The 12,695-nt window shown below is 48.0% G+C and carries 18 protein-coding genes; 10 read left to right on the top strand and 8 right to left on the bottom strand.

The genetic code is table 11. The features are described from left to right. Position 1 precedes the first annotated feature (1 nt). The gene (locus AY633_RS00940; protein WP_068485732.1) at positions 2-934 is read left to right on the top strand and encodes a sulfurtransferase; all 933 of its coding nucleotides are present in this window, start codon (positions 2-4) and stop codon (positions 932-934) included. Between the two features lie 79 nt (positions 935-1,013). Continuing rightward, positions 1,014-1,493 carry a DinB family protein gene (locus tag AY633_RS00935; protein ID WP_068485730.1) on the top strand — a complete coding sequence of 160 codons (480 nt, stop codon included), beginning with the start codon at positions 1,014-1,016 and terminating at the stop codon, positions 1,491-1,493. A gap of 202 nt (positions 1,494-1,695) precedes the next feature. Here the strand turns inward: AY633_RS00935 and AY633_RS00930 are convergent, their stop codons facing one another. After that, positions 1,696-3,009 carry a hemolysin family protein gene (locus AY633_RS00930; protein WP_260804404.1) on the bottom strand — a complete coding sequence of 438 codons (1,314 nt, stop codon included), beginning with the start codon at positions 3,007-3,009 and terminating at the stop codon, positions 1,696-1,698. Positions 3,010-3,176: 167 nt separating this feature from the next. On the opposite strand from AY633_RS00930, the gene AY633_RS00925 reads away from it, so the two are divergent. The 4 genes from AY633_RS00925 (at position 3,177) to AY633_RS00910 (ending at position 6,091) form a co-directional block, all read left to right on the top strand. Continuing rightward, positions 3,177-4,757, top strand: coding sequence for an amidohydrolase (locus tag AY633_RS00925; protein ID WP_068485728.1), 1,581 nt, complete (start codon positions 3,177-3,179; stop codon positions 4,755-4,757). A 2-nt stretch (positions 4,758-4,759) separates the two neighbouring features. Then, positions 4,760-5,479 (top strand): SDR family NAD(P)-dependent oxidoreductase, encoded by a 720-nt coding sequence (locus AY633_RS00920; RefSeq protein WP_253183146.1) that lies wholly within the window; start codon positions 4,760-4,762, stop codon positions 5,477-5,479. 17 nt (positions 5,480-5,496) lie between these two features. Then, complete coding sequence (locus AY633_RS00915; protein WP_253183145.1) at positions 5,497-5,697, top strand: hypothetical protein; 201 nt, start codon at positions 5,497-5,499, stop codon at positions 5,695-5,697. Positions 5,698-5,833: 136 nt separating this feature from the next. Further along, a complete protein-coding gene (locus tag AY633_RS00910) occupies positions 5,834-6,091 on the top strand; it encodes a hypothetical protein (RefSeq protein WP_068485724.1) in 258 nt (85 codons plus the stop codon). A gap of 44 nt (positions 6,092-6,135) precedes the next feature. On the opposite strand, the gene AY633_RS00905 is transcribed toward AY633_RS00910, so the two are convergent. Further along, positions 6,136-6,780 carry an SDR family oxidoreductase gene (locus AY633_RS00905; RefSeq protein WP_068485722.1) on the bottom strand — a complete coding sequence of 215 codons (645 nt, stop codon included), beginning with the start codon at positions 6,778-6,780 and terminating at the stop codon, positions 6,136-6,138. 171 nt (positions 6,781-6,951) lie between these two features. On the opposite strand from AY633_RS00905, the gene AY633_RS00900 reads away from it, so the two are divergent. The 3 genes from AY633_RS00900 to AY633_RS00890 are packed head-to-tail and all read left to right on the top strand — an operon-like array spanning position 6,952 to position 8,698. Further along, positions 6,952-7,161, top strand: coding sequence for a hypothetical protein (locus AY633_RS00900; protein ID WP_068485720.1), 210 nt, complete (start codon positions 6,952-6,954; stop codon positions 7,159-7,161). 12 nt (positions 7,162-7,173) lie between these two features. Further along, complete coding sequence (locus AY633_RS00895) at positions 7,174-8,184, top strand: S66 family peptidase (RefSeq protein WP_068485717.1); 1,011 nt, start codon at positions 7,174-7,176, stop codon at positions 8,182-8,184. 16 nt (positions 8,185-8,200) lie between these two features. After that, entirely contained in the window at positions 8,201-8,698 is a 498-nt protein-coding gene (locus tag AY633_RS00890; RefSeq protein WP_068485715.1) for a GNAT family N-acetyltransferase, read from the top strand. Positions 8,699-8,733: 35 nt separating this feature from the next. Here AY633_RS00890 and AY633_RS00885 read toward each other — a convergent pair whose 3' ends face one another. The 5 genes from AY633_RS00885 to AY633_RS00865 all read right to left on the bottom strand — a co-directional run bounded on the left by AY633_RS00885 (position 8,734) and on the right by AY633_RS00865 (position 12,004). Further along, positions 8,734-9,747: a PQQ-dependent sugar dehydrogenase gene (locus tag AY633_RS00885; protein ID WP_068485713.1), complete on the bottom strand. Its 1,014-nt coding sequence runs from the start codon at positions 9,745-9,747 to the stop codon at positions 8,734-8,736. Positions 9,748-9,993: 246 nt separating this feature from the next. Then, positions 9,994-10,320, bottom strand: coding sequence for a hypothetical protein (locus AY633_RS00880; RefSeq protein WP_068485711.1), 327 nt, complete (start codon positions 10,318-10,320; stop codon positions 9,994-9,996). An 18-nt stretch (positions 10,321-10,338) separates the two neighbouring features. Next, entirely contained in the window at positions 10,339-10,551 is a 213-nt protein-coding gene (locus tag AY633_RS00875; protein ID WP_068485709.1) for a hypothetical protein, read from the bottom strand. A 371-nt stretch (positions 10,552-10,922) separates the two neighbouring features. Beyond that, on the bottom strand, positions 10,923-11,312 hold the full coding sequence (locus AY633_RS00870; RefSeq protein WP_068485707.1) for a ribonuclease HI family protein: 390 nt from the start codon (positions 11,310-11,312) through the stop codon (positions 10,923-10,925). Continuing rightward, entirely contained in the window at positions 11,309-12,004 is a 696-nt protein-coding gene (locus AY633_RS00865; RefSeq protein WP_068485705.1) for a queuosine precursor transporter, read from the bottom strand. The genes AY633_RS00870 and AY633_RS00865 overlap by 4 nt, the downstream gene beginning before the upstream one ends. A gap of 142 nt (positions 12,005-12,146) precedes the next feature. On the opposite strand from AY633_RS00865, the gene AY633_RS00860 reads away from it, so the two are divergent. Then, complete coding sequence (locus AY633_RS00860; RefSeq protein ID WP_068485703.1) at positions 12,147-12,344, top strand: zinc-finger domain-containing protein; 198 nt, start codon at positions 12,147-12,149, stop codon at positions 12,342-12,344. A 116-nt stretch (positions 12,345-12,460) separates the two neighbouring features. Here the strand turns inward: AY633_RS00860 and AY633_RS00855 are convergent, their stop codons facing one another. Further along, positions 12,461-12,667 (bottom strand): cold-shock protein, encoded by a 207-nt coding sequence (locus AY633_RS00855; RefSeq protein ID WP_058380613.1) that lies wholly within the window; start codon positions 12,665-12,667, stop codon positions 12,461-12,463. Between the last annotated feature and the right edge of the window lie 28 nt (positions 12,668-12,695).

Here is a 12,695-nt window from a genome sequence, read left to right as displayed (position 1 = left end):
CATGACTGTTTTTATTGAAACGATAGATACAGAAAATATTCGGTGGATCGATGCGCGTTTTGACTTGAAGGATTCCGCTTGGGGACGCGAAAGTTTTGCGGCGGAACATGTGGAAGGTGCGATTCATTGGGATTTAGAGAGCGATTTGTCTGATATGGCGTCAAACAACGGCCGCCATCCAATGCCAGGCAAGGAGCAGCTCACACAATTGTTCCAAGCGGCTGGCTTGGAGTTGACCGATACAATCGTCGTTTATGACCAAGGAGGCTCTCCTTACGCTGCGCGGGCTTGGTGGCTGCTCACTTATGCCGGATTTGAAAATGCCCATATCAGCCGCGTCGGGTTTAACGAATTGAAGCAGCAAGGCGTTGCCACTTCAACCGAACTGACAGAATACTCGGCGTCATCAGTGACTCCGGAGTTTCACGATCAATTGCTCGCGACAAGAAGCGATGTACAGCAAATCGTCGATGGCAAAGAACTGGGCGTCTTGATCGATGCTCGTTCAGCTGAGCGCTATGCAGGGACGAGCGAACCGATCGATGCGGTCGCTGGCAGAATACCGGGCGCACGCAATTATGATTGGTCTCAATTGGTATCGAATCAGGCGTTCCGCACCGACGAAGAGTTTGGCAACTTGCTGCAGCCAAAAGAACCGGCTGTCGTTTATTGCGGCAGCGGCGTCACGGCAGCGGCTTTATATGCCATGCTTACGGAAAAACAACACGAAGGTTTGAAATTGTATGTCGGCAGTTATTCTGACTGGATCTCCGATGAGGACAGTGTTGTGGAGTTTGACCGCGACGAGCATCCGGAGGCGGCTGATGATCAGACAAAAGCCGTGTTGGCGAAATTGATCGAAGAAGGTTATACAGGCGAGATGCTGATGAAGAAATTCGAATACGAGAAATCGTTGTTACAAGACAAAGAATAAGAAAAATGGGGGCGCCTCGATACTAGCAGGTTCCCCATTTTCTGCGTTGACTAGAACAGCAACCAGCAGGAGGTCGCCCATGAAGACGCTATTTCATTATAATTGGATAGTTAGAGAAGAATGGTACCAATGGTGCGAAAAAATCAGCGATGAAGAACTGTTGAAGAAACGAACAGGCGGTATTGGCGGTATTCTTGAAACACTGTTCCATATTCTAGACGTTGAGTGGAGTTGGATTCGTGTATTGCAAGGAAAAGCGGATTTTAAAGGAACTTTTGATGACTACCATAGCCTTGAAAAAATACGCGCACTGGATGCATGCTTCAAAGAGGAAGTCGAAGAATTTGTTGCCAATTGGGACAGCCACATGGAAGACCGAGTTCTTGTTTCTATCGACAAAGACGGTACCGAATACAGGGACCGCTGGGGCGATGTGATGCATCACATTATCGCACACGAAATCCACCATATCGGCCAATTATCCGTGTGGTCGCGTGAATTGAACCGCCAGCCGGTTTCAGCCGATTTGATGGGCAGAGATCTTGGCAGCACAGAATAGCAAGAGGGCAAAGAGGAGCATCTTTGTCCTCTTTTTTGTAAGGGAACGTAGTGGCTATGCTTGTGAGGATTGCTTGTCCTTTATATAAATAAAACGGCAGATTGGAAACTTCAGCGTCAAGTGGAAAATATGCATCGTGCAATATGAAAAGAGAGCTGTCTCAAAAGTCGTTTTTCCTGACTTTTGGGACAGCTCTCTAGTATTAGGCTGTAATTTTTTTGTTTAATTGGACAGTAATAATCTGGTGATTTTCCATCTCGCGCACGATAAAGCGGAAGTCGGTCAAATCGATGACCCCGCCTTCTGCGATGTCGGTGTCCATCATTTGGACCCAGCCGCCGACCGTATCGATGTCTTCGCTTTCCTCGAATTCGATCGGGAAGCGGGCTTCGAGCTCCGACAATAGCACACGGCCGTTGACGAGAAAATTATGGTGATCCACGCGTTTGATGTCGTCGGTTTCATCGTGGTCGAACTCGTCACGGATTTCGCCGACAATTTCCTCCAAGATATCTTCCATTGTGATGACGCCGGCCGTACCGCCGTATTCATCAACGACGATCGCCATATGGACGTGCTGGCTTTGCATGCGCAATAGCACATCCTGGATTGGCGCCTGATCATGGACGAACGGCAAATCGTGGATCGTCAAGCTTTTGGCAAGATCTCCGGCTGTCGTGTAGCTCGTCAATAACTCTTTAATGTTAACAAAGCCGATGATGGCGTCTTTGTCACCCTCTTCGGTGACAGGATAGCGTGTATATTGATGTTCTTCAATAATTTCCATTAACTCATCGTGGTCCATCTCTAGTGAAATAGTAATCATCTGCGTTCTTGGCAACATGATGTCTTTTGCCAGCCGCTCATCAAAGGAAAAGATGTTTTGCATATACGCTAGTTCATTTTGGTTGATCTCGCCGCTCTGATAACTTTCGTGCATCAAATGCTTCAAATCCTCTTCAGAATGGCCGTACTCCGGCTGCAATGTCCGAATGCCAAGGGGACGCAATAAGAGCCGTGCCGCCGCGTTAAGAAGCCAAAGCACCGGAGCAAACAAACTGCCGGCAAGACTCAGGGCAGGTGCGAGGCGAAATGCTGCGCGCTCTGCATACTGTGCGGCTAAAGCTTTCGGTGCCAGCTCTCCGATGATCGCACGGACGATAAAGACTAGCACGAGCACTGTGATATAGGCGACAGGCCCCGCCGCAGCGGAACCGGCATAATCTGTTACGGACCGCACGGCAGGCAGCTCGGCGATGTTTTTCGACAGCCAGCCCAGGCCAATTGCCGTGATGGCGATGCCGAAGCGCGATACGGATAAATAATAGTCGAGATTATTGCTGATTTTTTCCAGCCAACTGGCGTTTTTGCGCCCTTCCGATAAGGCTTGTTCAATACGCGATAAGCGCACCCGGATAATGGAGAATTCCGCTCCTACAAAAAAAGCGGTAAAAAATAAAAGAATACTTGCGGTTGTGATATAAAGATAAAATATACTGTCCAATTCGTCCCCCATGTCCGGGAGCTCACCTCAGCTTTCTAAAGTTGTGCATAGTATATCATAAATGGGGGATGCATGTATTTGTGTCTGTATGCAGAAAAAGTTTACTGTTTCCAGCCAAACTTATTGAATGCACTGAAAAATATATTTATGATGAACAAAGAGAAAAGGAGTGGTTTTAGATGAAGGTGCTTATTTACGGGGGACACATTTACACGATGACAACAGAGGGCGAAACGGTCGATGCGGTTCTCGTCTCTGATGATCGCATAGAAAAAACAGGTTCATATGAGGAATTGCATCAGCTAGCCGATAAGGAAATCGATTTGGCCGGCCGCACCATGTATCCAGGGCTTGTCGATAGCCACCTCCATCTGATCCAGCACGGAGAAAAGCTGATGCGCGTCGATTTGTCGAAAATCGACAGTTCAGACGATATGAGACAACAATTGATCCAGTCGACGCAAAACCATTCGGGCGATGAATGGTTTATCGGCGAAGGATGGAATGAAAACAATTTCCCGGACCGGAAAATTTTCCACCGCAGCGAACTCGACGCTATCTGTCAATCACCCATGATGCTAAAACGCGTATGCCGCCACGCGGTACTTGCCAATTCACGTGCGCTTGAGCTAGCAGGTATTACGAAAGAAACCGAAGATCCAGAAGGCGGCGTCATTGTCCGCGATACGAACGGTGAACCGACAGGCTATTTGCTCGATGCCGCACAGGATTTAGTGGCTAACGTCGTGCCGGAAGTGAGCGTCGAGTATTTGACGAAAGCGTTGAAAACCTCGGTTGACGATTTATTAAAACTCGGATTAACGGGCGGCCATACAGAAGACATGGGGTATTACGGCCATTATTCACGGCCGCTGCAAGCTTTCCATAATGTCATCGGCAAAGAGACGAAATTCCGTGCCCATTTGCTGCGCGCCCATGTGGCATTCGAGGAAATGATGGAAAACGCTGAGTATCTGGAGCCGTTTATCGACCCGGGCCCGATGAAATTATTTGCTGACGGTTCGATCGGCGGCAGAACCGCGCTGCTTAGCCGCCCTTATACAGACGACCCATCAACGAGCGGTGTGGCGATTCATTCAGATGAAGAATTAAAGCGCCTCGTGTCGGTCGCAAGAAAACACGGGGAAGCGGTGGCGATCCACGTTATCGGTGACTTTGCCATGGAAAAAGCGCTTGACGCCATCGAAGCCTACCCAACGCCTGAAGGCAAACGAGATCGTCTGATCCATGCCATGGTGTTGAGAGCCGACCTACTCGAACGTCTGAAACAGCTTGACGTGGCACTCGATCTGCAGCCGAGCTTTGTGCCGTCTGATTTCCCATGGGTCGTGGAGCGCCTCGGCGATGATCGACTTGCTTTGTCTTATGCTTGGAAAACACTATTGGATGAGGGCGTCATTTGCGCTGGCGGTTCCGATGCACCGATTGAGGAAGTCGATCCGCGCCAAGGCTTATTTGCGGCAGTTGCCCGCAGAAGCCCTGAAGAAACGCATGAAGGCTATTTGCCCGACCAAAAGCTCAGCCGTTTCGAAGCGATTCGCCTGTATACTTACGGCAGTGCACAAGCCATTTGTATGGAACATCGCCGCGGCTTGATCAAAGAAGGATTTGATGCGGATTTCACCGTGTTCGACCGCGATTTATTCGAAGGGCCCTATGAGCAACTGCTCGACGCCGAAGTGGAAATGACAGTCGTCGCAGGCGAAGTGATGTACGAAAAAAATGGAGTGGAGGTGTGAGCGTGGAAGCATTTATTATTACCGGTGCCTCAAAAGGCATCGGCCTAGCACTCAGCAAGCAATTAGCAGCATCCGGCCAGCAAGTGATCGGCATTGCCCGTTCGAAACCGACCGACTGGACAGGCGCGTTATTCATCACTCACGATTTAACCGATATTGACGGGATTTCCCATGTCGTGGCTCAAGCCGTACAGGCTATTTCGGCTGAAGCTGAAGCGGTCACGCTGATCAATAATGCCGGTACGGTTGAACCAATCGGCTTTGCAGCGGCCAACGAGAGCCAAGATATCGCGAAAAGCATCACGTTGAACTTGACCGCACCGATGAGTTTATCTTCCGCATTCTTGCGCGGAACAGAGACTTCAAACAACCGCCGCATCGTCAATATTTCTTCCGGCGCTGGAAGAAAGCAAGTCCAGGGCTGGAGCGCTTATTGTGCGGGCAAGGCGGGCCTTGACCATTACACCACTTGCCTCGATGCAGAATACGAAAACTTAAAAGCGGTATCCGTCGCGCCCGGCATCATCGACACCGGCATGCAAGAGCGAATCCGTGAAAGCGGAGAAGAGGATTTTCCGCAGATTGAGCATTTCCGCAATTACAAAAGCAGCGGCAAGCTCAGTAGCCCGGAAGATACGGCATCCGGCTTGATTCGATTGATGCAACGTGCTGATTTTAATGAACTTCCGGTCTTGCTCGATTTAAGAGAGCTGCCGCAATGACAAAGGGGGAAGCCCAATTGGCGACGAAACACGAAATGCTGTTAAAATTGCGCGAAGCAGACCAGGCGGGTATCGATTTGTCGAGCCCAAAAGCTGTGGTTACGCATATGCTGGCACAAGGCGACAAAAAAGCTGTACTGTGGTTTTATAAAAAAGGAAGCGTCGAATTCGATTTTGACTCTTACCGCAAGCTGGTTGGAGAATTGAAAGCGGACTGAGTACAACCCCCCATTCACTAGGTGTGGAGTGGGGGTTTTTACTTGTTGTTTTAGCTAAAAGCGAGCCGCTTTCCGAATTGGAATTGTGCTATAGTTGGTTTAGGAAATGACTTAATTTTAAAAAGGATGGAATTTAATGGACACATTGTTAATTATCGCAATAATCGGGGTGGCGATTTTTGTCGGCATCGCTTCGAAAAAATTCTACGCTAAGCCCTATATTCTCAATTTTGGGATTGCGGCTTTGATGTTGCTGTTGGTTTTACAGTCGCTCATTATGCAGCCGATTACGGTACTCGGCTATATCGCGATCGCAGTATGTTCGATCGCCTTCGTTTTCCAAGTGGTAATCGGCTACCGCAATTGGAAAAGCCAGGAGTATACGAAAGTATAGAAAAGCAGGTGAAGATGAGACTCTTCACCTGCTTTTTTGCGTTATTAAATTGTCTTCAACGCGTTTTCGATAGAACTGTCGCCCGAGGTCAACTCGAATACTTTATTCTCGAGTTCTGTGTCTTCGAGACAGGCTACTATCACTGCTGCAACATCTTCTCGAGAGACGCTGCCAGGCTCGAGGTGACCGGCTGCAGCGATTTGACCTGTTCCCGCTTCATCCGTCAACAAGCCTGGACGGACGATTGTATAGGCAAGACTGCTTGATTGCAGAATGCGATCGGCGTGGTATTTGGCAATGTAATAAGGTGTCATTTCCTTCGTCCAATGTGAGCGATCATCGGCACGAAGCGCACTGACCATGAGAAAGCGCTCAATGCCGGCAAGTTCTGCAGCTTCGATGGCCTTTGCCGCGCCGTCTAAATCAACCGTCAAGGTTTTATCCGCGCCAGTCGATGCGCCGCTGCCGGCGGTAAAGACGACTGCATCGCAATCCGACATCGCTTTTTGCAGCTCTTCTACGCTTCCCTCAAGACTTGCCAAAACGGTTTCCGCCTGCAGGTCTTCAAAAAATGCACGCTGTTCCGGTTTGCGGATCATCGCTTTCACCGTATGTTCCGGATGTTCCGCGAGCAAGCGTACCAAATGCTGGCCAATTTTGCCGTTTGCTCCGATTACTAGTGTTTTCATCTTAATGTCCTCCTTTAAATAAGTTTACCTCCACTCTATACCCGAAAAAACAAGCTATAGCCAAAATATAGGATATGATGCAAAAAACTAGCATGTTTTCTTCCCGCAGTTTTTAGTATAATTGTAAAAGTAAAATAATTTAAAAATGTTAAATTATAGGAGTGTTCATAAATGAGTAAGCGATATGATGAAAATGACTTGTCCGTTCAGCAACGCAATTTAAAAGAAACGCCTCCCGATTTCTCACAATTTAAAGGCAAGCGACTCGACAAACAGCCGAATCTTTTAGTCGATGGGCTGGTCCATGCCGTACTGACTGGTTTAGGTGCTGCTTTACTGTTAGGCATTGTTTATGTATTGTTCAATTATATTAATTGGTAAGGAGGAGAGACATTGATCCGTTATCCTGATCGAGCATTAAAAACCATCGGCGTCACAGCACCATCTTCTGGTGTGCCAAAAGAATTGCATCACGTACTGGAAACGGCAATCAGTCAGTTGGAGAAGCAAGGCTATGCCGTCAAAAGCAGCCCCAATAGTTGGACGCAACTGGAAGCCAAGTCATCTCCTGCAGCGGTTCGTGCTAAAGAATTGGTCAACATTTGGCGTGATTCGAGAGTTGATGCCATCATTCCTCCATGGGGCGGGGAGTTATTGTTCGAGTTGATGGAACACCTTGATTTCCAGAAACTGACGCCAAAATGGTTGCTTGGGTATTCGGATATCAGCCTGTTATCATTGGCGATTACCTTAAATACCGGCATTGCGACAGCTCATGGCACCAATATTGTCGATTTACGTGGCACGGAAACAGACCCGACCACTGCGCGTTGGGCGGATGTGCTTGCGTTGACAAAAGGCGCGGTCATTAAACAGGTTTCGTCGGAACGCTACCAAAAAACTTGGGACCACGACAAGCCGACACCTCAGGTCTTCCATTTGACGGAACCGACTATTTGGAAAACCGTATCGGGGCATGCAGAACGGCTAGAAGGCCGGCTACTAGGTGGATGCATTGACGTCATTCGCCACCTGATCGGGACTCCTTACGGTGGTATCGAAGCTTTTCGAAAGAAATTTATTCCGGGTGAACCAGTCATCTGGTTTTTGGAAAACTGCGACATGAATACGACCGATCTAAAGCGCAGCTTGCTGCAAATGAAATATGCGGGCTGGTTCGATAATTGTTCGGGTATCGTCTTTGGCAGAAGCGAAGCGAACGATCCGGTACAAGGCTATACTGCTGAGATGGTGTATCAGGAACTCGCAGAGCAGCTGAAAATTCCTGTTATATACGATGCCGATATCGGCCATCAGCCCCCGCAAGTGATCCTAATCAACGGGGTGAATGCGACTTTCCATGTTGAAGACGGCAAAGGGCGCATCTTCCAAGAGCTTCGTTAAAGAAAGGGTGCAGACAATGGAATTTCGGCGGTTAACGCAAGACGATGCCGATCAGTACCGGGAGCTTCGCTTAACGGCGTTGCAGACGGATGCCGATGCATTTTCGACTGATTTTAATGAAGCAAACGCAAGACCGGTAAGTGCGACAGCTAAAAATTTGGCCAATCCTTCAGCTGTGACATTCGGTGCGTATGACGACGGCCGACTGCTCGCTGTGATGACGCTGCTCAGGTTGTCGGGTAAGAAGACCAGTCACCGAGCCGAAGTACTTGCCGTTTATGCGGCGGAAGAAGCAAGAGGTACAGGAGTTGCATCCAAGCTATTGGATCATTTGCTGGTGTTTGCCGTTGACTGGGAGGGACTTGAACAGCTCGAACTGGCTGTGAATTCCGCTAACCCGCGTGCAGTCCGTTTTTACGAACGCTCCGGATTCGAGCGCATCGGCACGACACCGAATGCCCAAAAGGCAGGAAGCCGTTACATCGATGAATTGTTAATGGTGAAGAAGCTATAGAAATGAAAAAAAGCGGAGACACTGGTCTCCGCTTTTTACTGTTCATTTAAAATATACAGTTTGTCGTCGCCGTCTGTTGGGGTGCCGCGGCCATCTGTGTTATTGGTGATGAAATACAAATTGTCTCCGTCTGAATGGATATCGCGGATCCGGCCATAGCCTTCGATCGAATCGATGATTTCAGCGGATTCAGGATCCATCACTTTGATCGCAGTTCCGCGAAGCGCCGCAATGTATAATGCGCCGTTATGGAAATCGATTCCGCTCGGCGCCCATGTGTCGCCTGCGCCGCTAGTAGCAAGTGGCGTTTCAAGACCTTCTGCTGTTTCTTCCCCTTCGATATTGGGCCAGCCATAATTGGCATTTTGCTCGATGATGTTGATCTCATCATTCGCAGACTGGCCGTGTTCTGCGGCATACATCGTCTCGTCGTCCCATGCCAGGCCTTGTGGATTTCGGTGGCCGAGGGAATAAATTTCAAATTCGTCAAATTCGTTGAGCCGAAGAATTTTGCCGTTGACCGAAGCAGGGTCTTGGGCAAGCTCCGGTTCCGATGCGTCGCCGATCGTCGCGTAAAGGGTGCCGTCTTCACTAAACTCTAGCCTGCCGCCGTGATGGACATTGCCTGTCGGGATGCCAGATAACAGCACGGCCGTTTCCGACCAGCTTTCGCCGTTCAACCGGAACTCCGCAATTTTGTTGAAAGATTTGCCATTGTCCTCATACACATAATAGCCATAAGCTTCTTTGGAGTCCTTGAAATCAGGCTTCAGCACAAATCCAAGGAATCCCGCTTCGGAAGCAGAAGACAAAGGCGATGAGAACTCAACTTGCTGGCGTTCCATCTGTCCATCAGCATCGATATAAGCGACAGTGCCGGTTCGTTCCGATATATAGAAAGTATCGCCTTGCTTATTGATCGACCAAGGGGCTTCAAGGTCCGTCGCGATAACGTCTGCTGGAGCGGTCGCTTCATCGGGGTTGGCAGGCCCGTTGCTGCATCCGGCAAGCGCCATCGCAAGAATTCCGGGAAAAAGCCATTTTTTCAACTTGAAAACCTCCTTTTTATTTATCATAATCGAAGCAGGAAGCGATGGGAAATGAAATACAGTGAGGAGGAAAAAACATGCCGCTGCTAAAAGACGTAAAAGAACAAGAAGAGCTGCGCAAAAAACGCAATTTGGTCCGCATCATCACGTGGATCAGCATCGCAGTCGTACTGTTTGTCCTATGGTATGTGATTTGAATGAATAGAAAAAAGCGAAGCCCCATACAGGGAGCTTCGCATTTTTTGCTTACGCAGTTGTCTTTTGTTGTGGTTTGGCAATAATCCATTCGACGATGACGAACACGGCGACAAGAACAATCATCAAATTGACTAGCCCGGCGTCGAGATACTTATCTCGGAATATAATGGCGACCGTCAAGATATAAAAAACGGCCTGTGTCACTTTTGCCGCTGGAGGCACTTCGTTCTTCGGATAGCGTAACCGACCAAGCTGAAACGTTAAAAAAGCGAACAACAGCATCAAGTACTGTGGCCAAGTAAAGCTGTCGCTGACCAGGTTATTCATCAATGCATAAACGATCAATGGAACGAGATACAGTAAAAGCGTTTTCAAGGGAAATCCTCATTTCTGCTATTTTTTGCGGGAAGTGCTGTTTTGACGTTCTTTCAATAGTTGAACTAAATTATAGACGGCGAAAGCAAGCGCAAGGCCGACGATGATGACAGATAATAAGGGATAGAGCGATATGCCGTTTTGGATGAGTTCCACAATACGGGCATAGATGATGAATGGGCCGATCAGGATGATAAAAATATCGAGTGCTGTTCCTAATTTCGATCTCATATATAGCCTCCAGTAAATCAGTCTGTCCCTATCATATCAGAATTCGCTGTAGCTGACATGTCCCAAAAAAGCAGCCGTTAAAAGGAACGGCTGCTTTTTCTAGGTTGTCGAGAAAGTGATAAAGTCGTATTTTTCGAAGCTTATCGCACGACTCCGTGGGCTCGCGCCCAAGCCTCCTCAGCCGCTGCGCGCCTTGCGGGGTCTCGGTCGTCTCGCTGATCCACTGGAGTCGAGCGAACGCTTCTCCAAATACTTAGAGAGGTCATTGATTGCGGAAAATAGAAAAAACGCTCTTTTTCATAGTTGAGAGCGAACCATCGACTTCTTCAACAATCTGAAAAAAGCAACCGTTCAAAGGAACGGCTGCTTTTTCATTTATGCTCATTGAGTTTGTCGTTGGCCAGTGTATGGGCTGCCTTATTCTGCGAATCCGGGATCCACTTGATGAAGCAATAATCGAATTCATCCGCAATCAAGATCGATTGATCAAGTAGTGTTTTATAAGCCGGATTTTTCACGAAACGCTTTTCAAAAGCATCGACGACGAGTTTCGAATCCGATTTGATGGACACCATGCCGGTCGCAAGCGGACGTGCGAGCTCAAGCCCTTTTAAGAGCGCCGTGAATTCTGCCTGGTGATTGTCCATTTCACCGACATATTCGCTCCATTTGATAGAATGGCCTTCACCTCTCAAAAACACGCCGACTGCACTGACCTTGACGTTTCCAGCAGTAGAGGCATCGACGAATAATTCAATCATCGCGCGTCCTCCTTTTCATCGAATGGTGTGATTTTCTTCGCAAGATAACCAAAAGGTGTATCGAGGACTGAGACGATGAATTTCAAGACGTAAGTCGAAATGAAAATCTGGATCCAGACGTCAAACGGAAAAACGCCAAAAAAGGCAATCGATGTGAAGATCAAGGTATCGATCAATTGGCTGAGCAAGGTCGAGCCGTTGTTGCGTATCCAGAACTGATTGTCTTTCGGAAAGATTTTTCGCAAAGCAGAAAAGACGATGACGTCAATATGCTGTGCGAGCAGGTAAGCAATCATGCTGGCGATGGCAATCTGCGGCACCAGCCCAAAGACCGTCTCTAATGCGTCGTGTGCAAAATCGCTTTCCGCCGGAATGAATTGAAGCCCGAATTGCATCGTCAGGACCATGATCAGCAAGGAAGAAAATCCAAGCCAGACTGCTTTTTTCGCTTCTGTCTTGCCGTATTTTTCGTTGAGGATATCGGTCGCGAGAAAAGTTGAAGCGTACAAGCTATTGCCGAGCGTGGCGGTTAATCCGATGATTTCGATCGTTTTCGTCACTTGGATATTGGCTAGGATCGTGGCGAACGCTACCCAGGCGAAAAGCCCGGTTTTGCCAAATACTTTATACATGATGAGCAATAACACAAAATTGAAGAGGGCGAAGCCGAGCCCTAAAAATTCATTAAACAAACTGCTTCCTCCTTAGTTTTGGTAGAGCGGGAAGTTTCGAACCGCTACAGGACGAAAATGTCCCAAGCCAGTATACCGAGTGTTGCAGAAAAAAACAAATTCATAGTAGAATAATAGAATGACATTTTGCGGAGGGACCCGAATGAAAAAAGTATCCATCATCAACGAAATAGATGAAATGCTCAATACGTATTGCGAAGGCTGCTTTGTCAAAGCCCAACTCCGCAAGGATGAAGGAAAAACAGCAGCACATCGCTTTTGCATCAGTGAATGCACAGTCGGCACCCAATTGCAGTTTTTAGGACAAGAATTAAATAAGATGGGAATGGGCAATAAGTAAAACAATTAGTGACTGCGATTTTGTGGATACTAGTTTAAAACTACTATTAGTGCTGCACGTTCTTAAATAAAAAGAAGACCCAGGAAAAATCCCTGGGTCTTTTGCTATTTCAATTTTTACGGTTGGTCCTGCACAACGTTTGCTGCTTGTGGCCCGCGATTGCCGTCGATAATATCGAACGAAACAGCTGCGCCTTCTTGCAACGATCGGAAACCATCACCTTGGATGCCGGTAAAATGGACGAAAACATCATCACCGTTGTCACATTCAATAAAGCCATAGCCTTTTTCTGAATTGAACCATTTCACAATTCCGTGGTGCATGGACCTTCCCCCTAATATTCAGATTGTC

Origin of the sequence: Planococcus maritimus (assembly GCF_001592825.1) — a bacterium.
In the GTDB taxonomy this organism is placed as follows: Bacteria; Bacillota; Bacilli; order Bacillales_A; family Planococcaceae; genus Planococcus; species Planococcus maritimus_C.
This window is presented reverse-complemented; position numbering and strand designations above follow the sequence as displayed.